Below are 15,610 nucleotides of genomic sequence, written 5' to 3'. Positions count from 1 at the left end.
TTCCTTATAAGAAATCAACGTGTACTGACATGTTGTGTTTGTAGGCTTGCGGGGCTTGCTCCAGGGCAATTCGCACCAGTACGGCAGCCCGTTGCTCGTCAACCAGTGGCGAGATATAGGCAACACTGCCGCCCACCGCGAGCTCAGGCAACGCATCGGGTTTGACTGAAACACGTTGCCGGCTTTCGAGTTTCCCCAGGGACTTTTCAGGTACCCAGACCTCGGCATAAAAGTGTCGAGTGTCGACTAATGTCGCAATGCCCGTTCTGGCGAAGCCGCCGGCAGCGGAAACCGGTGAAACCACCTCACCCACGGCAGCATCTAGGGAAACAATGATTCCATCGAATGGGGCACGGATGGTCGCGCGCTCCAAATCGATCTGGCGACCCTGGATATCAATCGCCGCAGACTCAGCCTGGAGCCCATAGCGCTGCACCTCCGCACGGCGCTCGGTGACTTCGGACTTGGCATCCTCATAGTCCTGGGGTGGCACCACTTGTTCGTCCTTCAACAACTCAATGCGCCGGAAACGCGCCTCTGCCAGAGGCAAGCGCTCACGCGCTTGATGCTCGTTGTTCTGCGCGACTTTCAGTTGAACTTGCGCAAACTTCAGTTGGCTGCTCAAGGACGCCGTATCCAAAGCGGCAATGGCATCGCCTTTTTTTACCCGGTCACCGCGTTGTACATAGGTTTTCTTCAAGGTTCCGGTCACCTCGGCGGAAACCGTCGCCAACTGATCGGCCTTGATAAAACCTGCAGCGGTGATTTGCGTGGCCGCACCGGGTACAGGGGCCGTTTCCACTGAGTCCGGTGTGCCGACCTCGCGTTTATCGGCCAAAGGCACAGGTTGAGGCTGCGCAGAAAATACCCAGAAGGCGACCGCCGCTGCGCCCGGCAGCAATAGCCACAACCAGCGAGGCCGATGCCGCACCGCCGGCACCGACGCATCCGTAAAGGCGCCGACAGGACGGTTCAATAACTCCAAAGGATCGCGGCTGCTGCTCATTTGATCCATCCATTGGCCATATGCCCACCCACCAGCACCATTTCCGTATGCATCTCCGTAACGCAGGGTTTATCGTCAATCTTCAGCCAGCTGTCTTGTGGCGCCGGAAGCGCCTCGCGAAGTACCAGCCAATCAGTGTCCCGCGCCAAACCGAGCACGTAGTCCATGCACGCGATATTGCTCAGGCGGCACCAGAACGGCTTGCGGGTTTTGGCGGCGGCGAAAGATTTCCAGCCAAAAAAATCGTCGAATTGACCGTTCACAAACACGTCTTCAGGGATGCCATGTTCGGCACACAGCCGTAACAGCGCAGCGACCTGTGCCGAGCTGCTGAGGCCCTCCAGGCACTCAAGCAGCATGCGCGAGCGCAACCACCAGGTTTCCCGCAACAGCACACAGCCGTCGTCTTCCAGACGTGGCTGGTGGCGAAAGTCAGCGTCGAGGAGGCCTGCGCTCACCATTTCAGCGCCTGGGCGCCCGATCTGGACGGGCTCGACCAGCAGCGTGAGCAGATACTTGATCCCCCAGGCCGGCAGCGGCGAAGCGCCGCCCAAGTACTGCAACGCCAGCGGCTGATGATCCGGGCCGATCAGCTCAAGCAGGCCGGTGTCGGCGTTGTGGATCAATTGCATATCCCGCAACAGCAAGTCACTGTCCTGCATAGGTTGCTCATCCAGGCATAACTGCCGCTCGCACAACCGCGGCTGTGCTTGCAGATTGCTTGACTCACCACTGACCGTGACGGTCGCTGGAGCAATCGGGCGATGAACGTCCACAATCCAATCGCGCAATTGAGTTTCGTAGGGATCCTGCTGCGTGCCATTGTTAATGGCCCCACGCGCAAGTTGCCAGGCGGCTCGGTGGTACGCGCCATTTATCACCACCAGCGGTTTGCCGTTAAGGGCCTCGTCCAGGTCAGGCGTTACCAGCTGGAAATACACCGTCAAGGGCAGGCGCAATGCTGCTGGCGCGACGCGGCCAAGAGCCGGGCGTGGAACGTTGCCATTGAGAATGTTTTGTCCCAACGCCAAGTAGGCCGGCCACACGTCACGCAAGAAACCCTCGACGTCCGTGCAGCAGCCTCCTTCTGCGAATCGCTCAATGAAGCATTCACGCAGCCATAGATATTCGGCCGAAATAGTCGCGTACCGACCCACCACATCAGCAATACGACGCAACGTCTGCTCGGCAAACCGCGTCCCGAAACTCAGGGTCAGGCCACTATTGCGCACATCTTCATAGACACTGCTGGCCAGCCGTGGAGGGTGGCGATTGCCGAGTCGGGTATGCAGCTCGGCGATGCCCTCCTCAATCTCATTGAGCAATGCAGGACGCAAGGATGTGGGCGTGTCGGCAAAGGTGCGGGCACGGTTATCGAGTTGGCGCAGCCGGCCTGCCAGCTCGGTCATCTGCGGGTGCTCTTGCATGGCATCGGCCAACAATAAAGCGGGTGCATCATCCTGTGCCTGCCATTGCGGGAGCAGGCGCAGGATGTCTTTGCGTAACAGCTGTTTAAGCAGGCGTTCAGCTTTCTGCGGTTCCCGCTCAATCTGGCGCAGACGCCGCAAAAAATCTTCCCGACCAAAACACGCGGGCAATCCTTGCAACAGCGCGCACAGCGAAGGAGCCAGCCTGGCATTGAGCAAACTTTCCTCACTCCACAGCGTGCCGCGCCGCACTTGATAATCGCGCCCATGGGCACGAAGCGATCGCAAAAAAGCGTTTTCGTCCTGCAAAAAACGCAGGCTTGGATTCAGACAAAATTCAACTTTGTTGCTGTCAGCCAGCGAACTCTCGGCCAACTGCTCGCGCAATGCGACGACCACGCTTCGGCTTAAGCGCGACGTTGCCTGCAACCTTTGGCCATGAGCGTGGAGGTGGCCCAGTTCGCAGGTCGGGTCCAGGTTTGCTTGGCAGGTGGAGGCAAAACTACTGAAGGGACTGACCTTCATTCCCGCACGCAGCATAAACGCCATCAGGGTGCGCTCCAATTGCTTGCGTCGTTTGCGCGGATGCGCCTGCAGGGGCAGCTGTAATTGGGCCAGCAGCCGCGGCGCGGCCAGTCCCAATGCACGATTGAAAGCCGGCTGCGCCAGTGTGTCCTGCAAGATTGCTCGAGTGGTTTCCTGTTGCGCAGCGCAGCTGGACTCCAGACGCGCCTGCAGTTCGGCACGCGTCCTGAATACCTGCTGATACGCTTGGCAGAGTGCGAGAACATCGGGCAATTGCTGTTCGAGCCATGCCAATAGCTCGGCGCTCGCCAGCAGTTCAACGCCGTTGAAGACCTGCCGTTTTGCCCGCAATAACCCTGCGCGATAGGCCGTTGCCGAGGGCTGCGCGACAGCATCGAATAATGCACTGACCAGGTTAAGGGCCAGCACGTGCAATTGCTCCACGACAGAGCGCAGCCGCGCGGCAATCTCACTGACTTCCCGCCCAGGCAACTCAACGCCGTGAGTGGCAGGCAAACCTGCGATGCGTACCAGTACGAACGGCATGATCCGCAGCTCGGTGACTGCATCTTGGACGCCCTTGGAAGGCAGCGCACATGTCTCGTAAGTGCTCATTGAATGGCCCAGCCGGCGACTTGGATGATGACGAAAGCCGTGACGATGATGTAGAGCGCCGCATAGGCTGCAAAGGCGTTGCGACGAACATTCATGACCGACATAGACGCCCTCCCCCATCGCGGCTGATAAGTCTGTCGGATGTCGCCGAAATACACGTCAAAGGCCGTGCGCCCATCAGAGATTCGAAATGGGGTGAGATTGAAGTACAGGCCGAGCAACACCAGTTGCAACAGCGCCTGTACAACCGCAGTAGCACTGCCTGGTGGCATGAGCATCAACCCGGCGGCAAGCACGCCGGCCAGCAGCAGATCCAGGACGGGGCCCGCAATGGCGACGTGCAGACGTATCGCGTCACCAGGGAACAGATGAATCGCCGACGTATTGATAAAGGGCGACGGCAGCAGGAAACCTCTGAGCATCAGCCCGGCGCCCGACACGGGGCAACCATGCATGCGGCAAGCCACGGCATGCGCCAATTCATGCAGGATCAGCCACGCCAGCACTCCTACGCCAAGGGCTACCCAATGGACGGGCGTTGAAAGAGCCCATTCGCGCCAGTGGGGTTGGTGTTGCAGGGCCAACAGAATGATTACCACACTCCCGATCACCGCGCCGCGCAACAACCAACGACGCAAGCGCGCAGGAAGGGTGAGCAAGCGCCCTGCCAGAACTTCGGCCAACGGGTCCGGATTAGGCATCGACCAACGGCCCATGGAGCGCACCTGATCCTCGTCAAGCAACCCGGCGGTGCGCAATTTACCGATAAACGTCTGCAAGGCTCGCTGATGATGCGCCGCAGGATGGTTGGGATAGGCCAGGCCCAAAATGGCGATCAATTCGCTTTCACTCGCGCCGCGCTTGATCGCCAACGCCAGCGTGCAGGAAAGACCTGCCAGCTTTAATGGTCGGCTATGCATGTCACCGACAAGGATCAGCGTGTCGATATCCGGCTGTACATCGATAACCCGCGAATTAAATGAGCAGGCGGGGGATGCTTCGCTTGGGTACGTCATCACGCGCCGTCCTCGATCGGATGGCCCAATACCAATGAGAACAACGGTGTTTCGCAGTAGCCGTCGGTACCCGCCAGACGCATGAAGCCAGCCTCAATAATTCCACCCACCGTGCAACCCACCAACCCGATGGCGAGGGCCTCCAGCCAAGTGGCGACCGCAGCGCCGCCCGCTTGCTGCAACAGCAGTGGGTAAACCGGCCGCCCCATCTGACTGAAGCTTTGCTCCAGATCCGCCATGAAAACCAACGCTGCGCCCGCTTTTTGAAAACCCTGCTGATTGAAGCATTCAGCGAAAATCGCCGGGGTCAGCGGGCTTGCGCGTTGCACCCATTGCTCAGGAGCAGGTTTGCGGCAATCGTAGATGCCCGGCGTCATGGACCCATCAGGGCGCATCAGCAGCAGCCAGGGCCAGACGTCCAGTCTCGGGCCTCCCCGTTCTTGGTGAGCAACCAAGGCCCGATGAGCACTGACAACCAGCCTGACCAGGCACGAGGTACTGATCGGCTGTTCGGCGTAACGATAGGTTGCACGACGGCCCAGCAGCAAAGAGGCAACATCCAACGTGTTGTCGCGACCCTCTGGGCTTGGAGACACCCAGCCTGGAAGGGATTGTCCAACGTGACACGCACGAGTATGGCCGGCGCCGATCAACAGCTCCTGCGCGGTACTGCTGCTCGAACTCAAGAGCTGATTGGCAGGGGCCGACATCGGCCCGCCAAGATGCAGAACGCTGCTGGCGATCTGGGCATTTTCCTGCGTGTTGAGGTTCAGCAGCTCAGCACAGCGTTCGGCTTGCAGCAAGGCGGGCTGCACGACCCTCAACCCGAAGACAGAAGCCACCAGAGTGGCGTATTGGCAGGCAATACCGGCATCCCAATGCACAAGGTTAAAGCCGAAATCCTGGTACTTGTTGCGTACGCGGCCCAAGTGGCTCGAGGCGACTAGCGAAACAGGGCACGGTGCGTGCTCTGTCCCGTATAGCAACTGGCGCAAGGCAACAAGACTGGCGACCTTCACAGGGATCAAAGAGTCAGTCTCACCGTCGTAAAGATAAAGACCGGATGCCAGCTGCGCCAAATGATTGACCAACACATAAAAACTGCATGAGCGCAGGCTTCCCCCCGAGGGCGCGATGCGCCGCCGGCTGCCGTCTTCCAACGTTTGCTCGCCGACTGCATACAGCAGAATCGCCGCCAGCTGCGCCAATGACGGTTCGTCGCACGCTGCTTGCACACTCACTCCTCCAGCGTGTGAAGGAAGTTCGGCCGCCGCCGGCAGCGTCAGGGTTCCCAGCGCATAGCTGCGGGTGACGGGAGCACCATAAAGCTTTAGATTGGCCATCTTGAAATGGCCTTCGAACAGGCGCGGAGCTAGCCACTCCTTGGGAGGCATGCGCACACTGACGTGATGCACCCAAGCGGCAAACGCCGGATCATCGGGAGCCAGGCAGGCGGCTGTCGCAAGCCCTCCAAAAAGGCAGCCGGGGATTCGCGCGATGGGTTTGTTGACGGGATAGGCGCCGCGACTATCAACAGGATGCACGCGAACTTTGTTCAGATAGGTTTCGGTCAACAACCCCAACGCAATCTGCAGCCACTCATGGGCAATGTAAGCACACTGGAACTCCGCTTCCAGCGGGTCGGCCAAGGGCGCCGGTGCGCTGAGTTGCAACCTGGCGCAGCGATGACTTGCGGACAGCCCAGGCAACACCAAGGGCCCCAGATGCATGCAATCGCTGCCAAGCGTACCGATGAAATAAGGTCTTTTCGAGGCATGCAACGCATCGGCGACCTTGAGCAGTTCTTCATCCTCAACGCCACCCGAGAGTACGAGCAGGGCATGAGTATGCTCAGAACCTGCCACCTCAGCAGCGCTGTGTACTACGCGAAGCGTTCCCAGCGTGCCGCCTCCAAGGCTGGCGCATAACGCGGCGCGTACAGGCTGAGGACACGCCACCAGTAATCGGACGGCATCGGCTTGAGCTATGGCTGCGTCACGGTTTGCATGATATCCGGAGGAACCGCAGAAGCGCGCGGCATAGCAGCCCACAGGCTCATCGTTGCCGCTTTGCGCGTCGCCGTCTTCTAGCAAACCATAGCGAAACAACAGGGATACCAGCCCTGTGACACCGCCACTGAAGTGCGACGCCAGGTCTTGTGAAATTTCGTCGAGACTGTGGCGGCCGTCCAGCAGAGCAAGCAACTCACTGAGTTTCTTCAGCCCCTGTGGGCAACGCAGGGTTTGTGGTTTCTGAGTGCCATAAAAAGTCACCGCATCGGGCCCAGCCGGCACCACGACTAACTCACGCAATAGCTTTGGGCGTGCAGGCAGTCGCTCCAATAATTCATCTTGCCCGCCGAACTGCTGCCCTGAAAGGTTCGCGCTCATACTCCATTCGCTCATATCTGCCGCGCGACCTCGATGTCACGTTCCAATTGCGCAGTCCAGCGCTCTGCCACACTGACCAGCGTGTTGCCACGACAAGTACAGCCATGCAACGCCGTTATGCGCGTGTGCACCGACCAGCTGCCATTAAGGCTGATAACCGTCAGTCGCCCTCTATGCTCGGGGGCCGCGCCTGCATGTTGCAGCAGTTTCACGGCAGCCATTTGCACCTGGCTGGGTAAGTAACCGGGTATTTGCGCGGTGCCTGTGTGTTCCATGTAAAGCTGGCGATTGCTCTCGAGCCTGGCGTTCTGTGGGGTATCGAACATACTCAGACTGCGGGCCATCGCGCAGCGCAAGCATGGCCCATCAGGAGGCGCCACCAGTGGTCCGATCAGTAGATTTTGATCCGATAGCATCACGACCGAATGCGTCAGTTTCCGCTCCCAAAGCACCTGTGCGAGGCGGCGTGTTCGACTGGGATGCAGACTGCCCAATGCCAAGGCGACGAATGTGTCTTTCGTCTCATCTTCCCAGCGGTGGGAAAGCGCATCGTCGATACTCAGCGAACGACCGCTGACGCAACGCTCTAACATTGCCTGGGCAACGGCAAGACCAAACCCGCCTTGATGGATGACTAACATGGCAGGTTCCTCAGGCAAACGGTTGTGGGTAGGGGTTGATCTCGACTTCGCGTCCCGATTGTTCGGCTTGCCTGGCCTGAGCCTGCAAAATCCGAGGGTGACCCAAATACCTTGCCCGGTAAGTAGCGGACATTGGCATCAGCGCAGGGATTACAGCGCGAATTACCCTTAGCCCTGCGTCGCGCAATTCATCGGTAGTCAGGTCAACCAACACCACTTCCATGCCCGCTGCATCCAAGCGCTCCAACAGGTAGCGCAATTGTTCGCGCGGCGTGACAACGTCCGGCTGACTCATCCGGGAGATCGGCATCACTACGTTAGAGCCCGTCAGAAAATCAAAGGCTGGGCGCTGTTCCGCGCGCCCCATGTAAATTGCGCCATGTTCCAGTTCAACAAAGTCACGCACGTCATCGGGTATGGGTAACGACAGTGCTAATATCGAGCGCCCCATGGCACTTTCGCGGATCAACTTTGCGCAACCATCCCACCGATTAAAGCCGGTGGTGCAATTGATAAATTGCGCCGCTTGCGGATCGCCTTCCTTAAGCTGCAAGCCATACACCGTAGGAATACCCAGCTCTGAAGTGGCATCGAAGAACAGCTGCTCAAGACCGCTTTCGCGCAGTCGATAAAACTTTTCCGCATGCTCTGCCGGAGCCGGTTCGTCCAGCCAGATACGGGGCAACGTAGGCCGAAGCAACCACGTCAGGGCGATGGCGTCACGCTCGATGACTTCGCAGATAGCCGCCACCGCCGCTTGGGCAAAGTCAGTGTGCGCAGCGACACCGGTTGAGATGGGTAACCAAAAGTGCTCACTTGGCCAAGGGCGTATAAACAAGTGCGTCATGATCAGCGGCACCAGCCTGCGCCGGTTTTCCAACGGCGAATAACCGTAGACCCAACGCACAGGAGCGTGCGGGTCAATTCGCTTCAAAGGGCTGAGCGGGTCCGCGTACTCGGCAGCAGAGCCACACGCAATGCTCTCGTAACTCAAGCCTTGTGACCCCACCTCTGCAAAGCTTGCGGTGACAATGTCGTCTTTGTTGAAGACGCTCATCGAATAACGTTCTGCTGCTTCGGCGACCGCACGAACCATTGCAAGCTCCGGGCGTTCGTCGGCCCCGCACCCGGCCATTTCTACTCGGCCAGAGCGATTGCCGTGGTAGTCCGAAACATGGGGAAAAGCCAGATTCAGATTACCCAAATGCGCAATAAACGAATGAAAACGAGGTACGTGCATTTCTTGGGAAGAATGTGTCTGCACCGACCTGACCACTCCTCCCGCTGGAGCCAATAGCGACAGAAAAGGGTACTTGTCCACTAGGTCTTTGCTAACCGCAAAATTATGCGGATGCATGGTGCAATCCACGCTCGTAAGTCTTGGCCAGCAAAATCGCCAGATAAGATTCATCCAACGTGGTGAACCCCAAACGGTTATTCATCAAATGAGCGAAATAAAAGGCCAGCGTATCGGCGAGCATCGGGGTATAGAGCGGACACTCTTTTTTGTAGCGCTCCCTCGCATTGCGCATAGCTTTATGCCAACGCGTAATCAGTGTTGCCATAGAAGGATGTTGGGATTGCGTTGGCGGGACAATTGCCTCGTTTGCATCCAACATTGCATTTGCCTTATCGATAAAAGCCGACTTGTAATTACCGATTTCCGGATTGCCGGAAAGCCAGAAGGTTGAATAACGCTCTAAAAACTCGGCACAGGCATCCTCAGACAAAAATATCTGCAGTGTCTCTACAAAAAAAGGCAGGACAGAGTCTTTGCGGCTCAGTTCAGCCTGAGACTCGCGCAGCAATACTTCACGGGCAATATCGCTGGACAGGCAGAAAACTTCTTCGGCAATAGGCATGCCGTGTTCGCCGCCAAAAACATCCAACTCCGCAATATATCGATCGCGGCAGCAATAGATTGAAGAATCTTCTCCGGACGATAAAACGGAATAACCATCGAAAGACACGAGTGGCACATACGTCGAGGGGACGCGCTGGGAAAGCAACGAAAGTCCATCATGCAACTGATGATAAAACTCTCGCTCTTGTGCACTGCCCTCACCGCCGTGGAGGTGCACGCGCAAACGCAAATGCAGGCCTCCTTCATCGAAGTAGCGTAAATAAAACCAGTTGCCACTCTCTACAAGAGTCAGTGCACTCGCCAGACAGTCCGTTATAACAAAGTCGAGCGCATCATGGTTCCCTCCAACGTAAATCTTGTAATAGTGCCATTCCAATGGCTTGAGTGCACCCGACAACTGAACTGCTTCCATCACTTCACCTTGGGACTGAAACGGAAAAACTTAACGCCAATAAATGCCGAAACCATCAAATAGGCAATCAATCCGAGAATACTGGTTGAAAGCGAATAGACGCCTTCCAGCCCGGACATCACTTGCCGCAACGCGTCCGAGAGTAGCCCCACCGGTGTCGTCGGAATCAACCAACTCCACTGCCCCTGACTAATATCGTTGAACAACTGGCCAAAACTCATGCAATAGAAATTCAATAATAATAAAAAACCATTCGCAAGGTTTAATGAACTGAAGATGCCGGCAATTGCATAACCGTAAGTGACGAGTGTTGCGCTACCCAGCAGCAATACGAAGCCAAAGGCTACCGGCTGTTCGATGCGCACTCGAAAAAACAAACACCCGACGATTACCAATAACATAACTTGTAGAATGGCGATGACCAGGCGCACGCTGAGTTGAGAGATCAATAACGCCAGTCGCGGCATAGGCACTACCGCAAAGTGCCGATAAATGCCTTTTTCCCGTGCCGCAATGATGGGTGCCGCTGTACCGAACAAAGAAACTTGAAGCAGGGATAACGCCACAGTGGCGGGGAACAGAAACTTGAAATAATCAAATCCGTTTTCGGCAACCAGTCGAGGTTGCAAAGAGGTAGTGGCGGCCGCGGGCGCAGCAAGCAGCTTGTCAATCAGCGGCGCTAGACTTTGCCCCTGCCGCGTACTGTAGAGCGCCAGTGGCGGATTGGGTTGACCGCTTGGAGCGATGACCAGAGTGGCTTGCTGTTGCTGGATGACAAGGTCAGGATCAGCGCTCGCAACTCGCCTTACCGAAAACAACGGCTGCTCAGTCAATGCGCTGAACGCCCGATTGGCGGCGCCTTCATTGCCAACGACAAGCACTTTGATACTACTGGCGCTGTCAGGTGTTCCCGAACTGTTGCCCAGGGTAATAATAAAAAACATAGGCAGGGCAAAAGAAAAAAGCAGGGGCAGCAGGTCGCGCGAATACTCTTTGAAGGCGGACAGGGACAATCGGGCGTAAACGGTTAAAACAGACTTCATGGCATCATCCTTAATACCTCGATACTCGTGCTGGATTCAGTCGCGCAGGGCTTTTCCTGTCAGTTGAATGAACACATCTTCGAGGGTGCTCTTCGCAATCTGAAGCTGGATGATTATTCCAGGGTGGCTTTTTTCAAGATTCGCAACGTGCAATAAATCGTTACTGACATTACGTGTTTTCAGGCGTACGAAACAATGATACGGGTCTTCAGCGATAGTACGAATTTCAACCCGCGGAATGGCACATAACAATGCATCAGTCAGACCGGCAGGCGTAATAAAGTTAATGCAGTGGTCAGGGCAGTACTTGGCGATCAACGCTGGGGGGCGATCATCTTCAAGGATGAGCCCCTTATCAAGAATAATCACACGATTGCAGAGCGCTTCCACTTCTTCCATCTGGTGAGTCGCAATAAGCACGGCACGCTGGGCTTGGCGTTCCTGCTCTAAAATAATATCCCAGATAAAGCGGCGACCTTGAGGATCGATATCGCCGGTCGGCTCATCAAGAAACATGACATCAGGCTCACCAATCAGCGACAGCGCCAACGCTAAACGCCGCTTCTGCCCACCTGATAACCGACCAAAACGAACCTTACTTTGCTCTGTCAATCCCACCTGCTGTATGAGTTGCTTTGCAGATCGAGCATTCTTATAGACCACTTGATACATGTCGACTATCTCAGCGACATTCAAATTGGCAGGCAGCGTAAACGATTGGGGCGCCACACCAATTCGCTGCTTAACCTGCGTAGACAATCCCTTTCGGACATCCACGCCTAACAACGTGATATGACCAAACGCAAACGGCAACAAGCCAAGTATGGTTTCTATCAAGGTCGTTTTGCCCGCCCCATTGGGACCGACCAGACCAACAATATCTCCGGGATGTAAGGAGAAATTGATATCCTTGAGCACTTCCACCTTGGCATAAGACTGACTAAGCCCGGACACCGTCAGGTATCCAGATTGAGTTGTTTTCAGCGAAGGTATCAAAGGCTTAAGCAACGCCTCGTGAAGCATAGTTAACTGCCAGTACTGATAATGCAGGACAAGGTACCTACAGTAGAAGCTGACGAAACACAGCCACCCGCACACCCACCGGTAGTGCTGGCGCTACCAATACTGGAAGCACAGTCACTGGCAAAATGCAGCGAATCCGACAACTCTTCGACAAACAGCTCGATTTCGTCATAGCTGTTAGCGGGGCTTAATTGGAGGTCGAAACGGTGCGAAGGAGCAATCAGTTGCTGAAGTGAACTCATGGTAAAAATCCTTATTTACAATCGCCATATTGATATCACGATGGGCAAGTTAGGGTTTTTTAGCACCACAAGCAATAGGCGCTAACAACAAACCGAGCAAATGATAAGAATTCTCATCGAGAGGCCCGCAGAATTCGGAAAAACATACATTAAGCAATGCCGACAGGAGGCAGTGTGTCGGCGCTGATTGAAAACGTAGCGGTTCAATCCCCGCAACCGGCAGTCAACGAGCATCAAGCAGTACATTCATGCCTTGTATTCATACATTCGCTGGTACAAGGAAAAACGTATAAAGATTTCGCTTGGCGCGCTCAGTCCCATTGAGTATCGTGAAAATCTGGGCTTAGCGGCATAACCAGTCCATGTTTCTTTCCGCCTTCCCCATGCCTATGGCATAAGAATGAGTCTGCACATACAGTTCTAATATTTGTGATTCTGCCTAGGCGGAGTTCCATCAGTCATCGGATCAACCTCCCCTTCTCGGCAGTCCACAAACAATACTAAGCTGACATTTAAAAAGGTTATGCGGAACACAGTCACTACAGGAAATTCTTTGCATTGTTCTATGTCGTTGAGGATTTCTTGGGTTCCGACCGCTTTTTTGAAGTGTGCAAGTCAAGAAACCACCCGGAAAACCGGACACCGATTCACGTTATTGGGAAGAGCTATACATGGGGCATTGATTCGTCAGGGGAGGGCTTTAAAAGCGAATGGGTTAACCATGCGGCCTACCTGCATCAGCTCGCGGCGACGACGCCCACGTTCTGCGCCGCCTGGTAGAGAATCTGCCCAACCAGATCGACCTCCGCTTCGCTGATGATCAGCGGCGGCAGGAAGCGAACGGTTGCGCCGTACCGGCCGCCCAGCTCGACGATCAGGCCACGCTCCAGGCAAGCACGTTGTAGCTTGCGCGCCCGCTCGCCATCGGTAGCGGGCTGGCCCAGGGGATCCTGGCTGGCAGGATCGATGATTTCCATGCCCAGCATCAGACCACGGCCGCGCACGTCGCCGATCCAATCGAACTCGGCCTGCAGCCCGTGCAGCAGCGTCTGCAAGCGTGCTCCGACGTTGCGCACATGGCTGCAGAGGCCTTCGCGCTGAATGAAGCGCAAGGTGGCATCGCCGGCGGCCATGGCCAGTTGATTACCTCGGAAAGTGCCGGCATGGGCCCCGGGCTGCCATTGATCCAGCTCGCCCCGGTAGACCACCACCGACAGCGGCAGACCACCGCCGATGGCCTTCGACAGCGTCACCACATCAGGGGTGATGGCGCTGCGCTCAAAGGCAAACAGATCGCCGGTACGGCCGATACCGCATTGGATCTCGTCGAGGATCAGGGGAATATCGTGCTCGCGCGTGATCGCCCGCAGCCCCTGCAGCCAGCGATCAGGGGCGCAAATCACCCCGCCCTCGCCCTGCACCGTTTCCAGGATCATGGCCGCCGGCTGGGTCACGCCGCTTTCCGGGTCGGCGAGCAGGTGGCGGATGTAATGCAGGCTGGCGTCGATCGCCTGCTCGCCGCGCAGGCCGAACGGGCAACGGTAGTCATGTGGATACGGCAAGAATTGCACCCCAGCCAGCAGCCCACCCAGGGCATTCTTCGGCCCCAGGTTGCCGCTCACAGACAGCGTGCCGAGGGTCATGCCGTGATAGGCGCCATGGAACGCCAGGATGCTCTGCCGCCCGGTTGCCGTGCGCGACAGCTTGAGCGCCGCCTCCACTGCGTCCGCCCCCGTGGGGCCACAGAACTGGATGCGCGCATCCCTGGCGAAGTCGCCAGGCAGCAGATCGAAGACTGTCTCCACGAAGGCGTCCTTGATCGGCGTAGTCAGATCGAGGGCATGCAGCGGTATGCCCGAGGCCAGGGTCTTCTGGATCGCTTCCATGATCACCGGGTGATTGTGCCCCAGCGCCAGGGTACCGGCACCGGCCAGGCAATCGATGTACACCTGCCCCCGCGAATCCTCAACATACACCCCCTGCGCCCGCTTGAGCTCCAGCGGTATGCGCCGTGGGTAGCTGCGCGCATTCGACTCGCGCTGCATTTGCCGCTGCAATGCCGGCGTGCTGTCCAGGCAGTAGCGCTGGCTTAGCCCGCTGTGCCGGTGCTGGAGTTCGAGCGTGGTGTTGGTGATCGGGGTGATTGCATTCATCAGTGCATCCTCGTTCAGCCGCGACCCTGTGGCTGCATGGCTTGACGCAAGCTCAAAGGCCGCATGTCAGTCCAGGCCGACTCGATATAGGCCAGGCACTCTTCCTTGCTGCCCTGCTTGCCGGCCGCGCGCCAGCCTTGCGGTATTGCCTTGTAATCCGGCCAGAGGGAATACTGCTCCTCGTCGTTGACTACAACCAAAAATCGCGTGTCAGGACTGTCCAGACTCATGTTCCACTCCGTTTCCACTGAAAGTGCGAGTGCTCGTAGGCTTTGCATACGAGCGGCCGTAGGATAATACAGTTAATAACAATTATCATTAGGTATTGGCATGGCGCCTTTACACGCCCTGCTGTCACAGACCCTCTGATGTCAGAGACAGAGTTCGCCTGAATGCCCCCCGTTTGTTTATACTGATCGCCACCAGTGATAACGAGTCTCAACAGCAAGCGACTGACTATGCCTCGACCCACAGCCTCCCTGAACACGTATCGCGCAATGCCGCCTGACGGTGACACTGGGCCGCGAGGATGATCGCCAGCCTCGCCCCGCTGTTCAGCGGCCCGCTGGCGGACTATGGGGAAAACCTGCAACTGGCCGGTGATCAGCAGGCAATTGCCGGCTCGCAGCTGTTTCAGCCGGACTATTTCGCCGAGTTCATTGGTGAACTGGCAGCCCGCCATGGCAGCGACGATTTCATGGCGCTGACCTCTATCTGGTCGAAATGGTATTTCTGCTTCATAGCACCCGCCGTGGCGGCCAGCTTGCTCTTGCAGCGCGAGTTGCCTATCGCCCTGAGCGATGTCGGCGTCACCCTCTCGGCAGCGGGAAAGCCGCTTGGCCTGCACCTGCCCCATGAAGGCAGCGTTCTGCCACCCTGCACGCCCTTCGCGCGCTTCGACGCCTTGATCGAGCGGCATCTGAAACCGGTGATCGAGGTAATGGCCAGCGTCTCGAAAGCCTCGCCACGACTGTTCTGGAGCAACGCCGGCAACCTCTTCGAATTCGCCACTACCCAAGTCGAACAGCATCGATTGGCAACGTCCGATTGCGCAGCCCCGGCCAGAACCGTGCTGGAAAGCCGCCTGCGCCCCGACGGCCGGCGCAACCCGCTGTTCGCCCCGGTGTACTACAAGGACGTCGGCGCTGACGAGCCGCAGCGGTTACGCCGTATTTGCTGCATTCGCTACCGCCTGCCCGGCATCGGCTATTGCAGCAGTTGCCCACTCGACCGCGACAAAACACCCGAGTAAG

Annotated in this window: 13 protein-coding genes and 1 pseudogene; 2 read left to right on the top strand and 12 right to left on the bottom strand. The window is 57.1% G+C overall.

Going from position 1 to position 15,610, the window contains the following annotated elements; genetic code table 11:
• Window positions 1–4: 4 nt before the first annotated feature.
• From BFQ00_RS08450 to BFQ00_RS29030, 10 genes are read right to left on the bottom strand one after another with little or no spacing between them, the layout of a single operon-like run.
• Window positions 5–1,006, bottom strand: coding sequence for an efflux RND transporter periplasmic adaptor subunit (locus BFQ00_RS08450; protein WP_065933185.1), 1,002 nt, complete (start codon window positions 1,004–1,006; stop codon window positions 5–7).
• Window positions 1,003–3,573: a lantibiotic dehydratase gene (locus BFQ00_RS08445; RefSeq protein ID WP_065933184.1), complete on the bottom strand. Its 2,571-nt coding sequence runs from the start codon at window positions 3,571–3,573 to the stop codon at window positions 1,003–1,005. Before BFQ00_RS08445 ends, BFQ00_RS08450 begins: the two co-directional genes overlap by 4 nt.
• Window positions 3,570–4,589 carry a hypothetical protein gene (locus BFQ00_RS29595; protein WP_065933183.1) on the bottom strand — a complete coding sequence of 340 codons (1,020 nt, stop codon included), beginning with the start codon at window positions 4,587–4,589 and terminating at the stop codon, window positions 3,570–3,572. The genes BFQ00_RS08445 and BFQ00_RS29595 overlap by 4 nt, the downstream gene beginning before the upstream one ends.
• The gene (locus tag BFQ00_RS08435) at window positions 4,589–6,979 is read right to left on the bottom strand and encodes a SagB family peptide dehydrogenase (RefSeq protein WP_170827543.1); all 2,391 of its coding nucleotides are present in this window, start codon (window positions 6,977–6,979) and stop codon (window positions 4,589–4,591) included. Before BFQ00_RS08435 ends, BFQ00_RS29595 begins: the two co-directional genes overlap by 1 nt.
• Window positions 6,980–6,990: 11 nt before the next feature.
• Window positions 6,991–7,620: a hypothetical protein gene (locus BFQ00_RS08430; protein WP_065933181.1), complete on the bottom strand. Its 630-nt coding sequence runs from the start codon at window positions 7,618–7,620 to the stop codon at window positions 6,991–6,993.
• Between the two features lie 10 nt (window positions 7,621–7,630).
• On the bottom strand, window positions 7,631–8,977 hold the full coding sequence (locus BFQ00_RS08425) for a YcaO-like family protein (protein ID WP_170827542.1): 1,347 nt from the start codon (window positions 8,975–8,977) through the stop codon (window positions 7,631–7,633).
• On the bottom strand, window positions 8,964–9,896 hold the full coding sequence (locus tag BFQ00_RS08420; RefSeq protein WP_065933179.1) for a lantibiotic dehydratase C-terminal domain-containing protein: 933 nt from the start codon (window positions 9,894–9,896) through the stop codon (window positions 8,964–8,966). The genes BFQ00_RS08425 and BFQ00_RS08420 overlap by 14 nt, the downstream gene beginning before the upstream one ends.
• Complete coding sequence (locus tag BFQ00_RS08415; protein ID WP_065884375.1) at window positions 9,896–10,939, bottom strand: ABC transporter permease; 1,044 nt, start codon at window positions 10,937–10,939, stop codon at window positions 9,896–9,898. Before BFQ00_RS08415 ends, BFQ00_RS08420 begins: the two co-directional genes overlap by 1 nt.
• 36 nt (window positions 10,940–10,975) lie before the next feature.
• The gene (locus BFQ00_RS08410) at window positions 10,976–11,962 is read right to left on the bottom strand and encodes an ABC transporter ATP-binding protein (RefSeq protein ID WP_065933178.1); all 987 of its coding nucleotides are present in this window, start codon (window positions 11,960–11,962) and stop codon (window positions 10,976–10,978) included.
• A 2-nt stretch (window positions 11,963–11,964) separates the two neighbouring features.
• Window positions 11,965–12,204, bottom strand: a complete 240-nt coding sequence (locus BFQ00_RS29030) for a hypothetical protein (RefSeq protein WP_139114980.1) — start codon at window positions 12,202–12,204, stop codon at window positions 11,965–11,967.
• A gap of 202 nt (window positions 12,205–12,406) precedes the next feature.
• Here BFQ00_RS29030 and BFQ00_RS27850 point away from each other — a divergent pair.
• Window positions 12,407–12,559, top strand: a pseudogene (locus BFQ00_RS27850) (IS3 family transposase); the annotation flags it as partial.
• 382 nt (window positions 12,560–12,941) lie between these two features.
• On the opposite strand, the gene BFQ00_RS08405 reads toward BFQ00_RS27850, so the two are convergent.
• Complete coding sequence (locus BFQ00_RS08405) at window positions 12,942–14,357, bottom strand: diaminobutyrate--2-oxoglutarate transaminase (RefSeq protein WP_083227326.1); 1,416 nt, start codon at window positions 14,355–14,357, stop codon at window positions 12,942–12,944.
• A 14-nt stretch (window positions 14,358–14,371) separates the two neighbouring features.
• The gene (locus tag BFQ00_RS08400; RefSeq protein ID WP_065884378.1) at window positions 14,372–14,587 is read right to left on the bottom strand and encodes an MbtH family protein; all 216 of its coding nucleotides are present in this window, start codon (window positions 14,585–14,587) and stop codon (window positions 14,372–14,374) included.
• 299 nt (window positions 14,588–14,886) lie between these two features.
• Here BFQ00_RS08400 and fhuF point away from each other — a divergent pair, with 299 nt between their 5' ends.
• Window positions 14,887–15,609: a siderophore-iron reductase FhuF gene (fhuF, locus tag BFQ00_RS08395; protein ID WP_065933177.1), complete on the top strand. Its 723-nt coding sequence runs from the start codon at window positions 14,887–14,889 to the stop codon at window positions 15,607–15,609.
• The last annotated feature ends 1 nt before the right edge of the window (window position 15,610 follow it).

This window comes from Pseudomonas sp. 28 E 9, assembly GCF_900004785.1.
GTDB lineage: Bacteria > Pseudomonadota > Gammaproteobacteria > Pseudomonadales > Pseudomonadaceae > Aquipseudomonas > Aquipseudomonas orientalis_A.
This window is presented reverse-complemented; position numbering and strand designations above follow the sequence as displayed.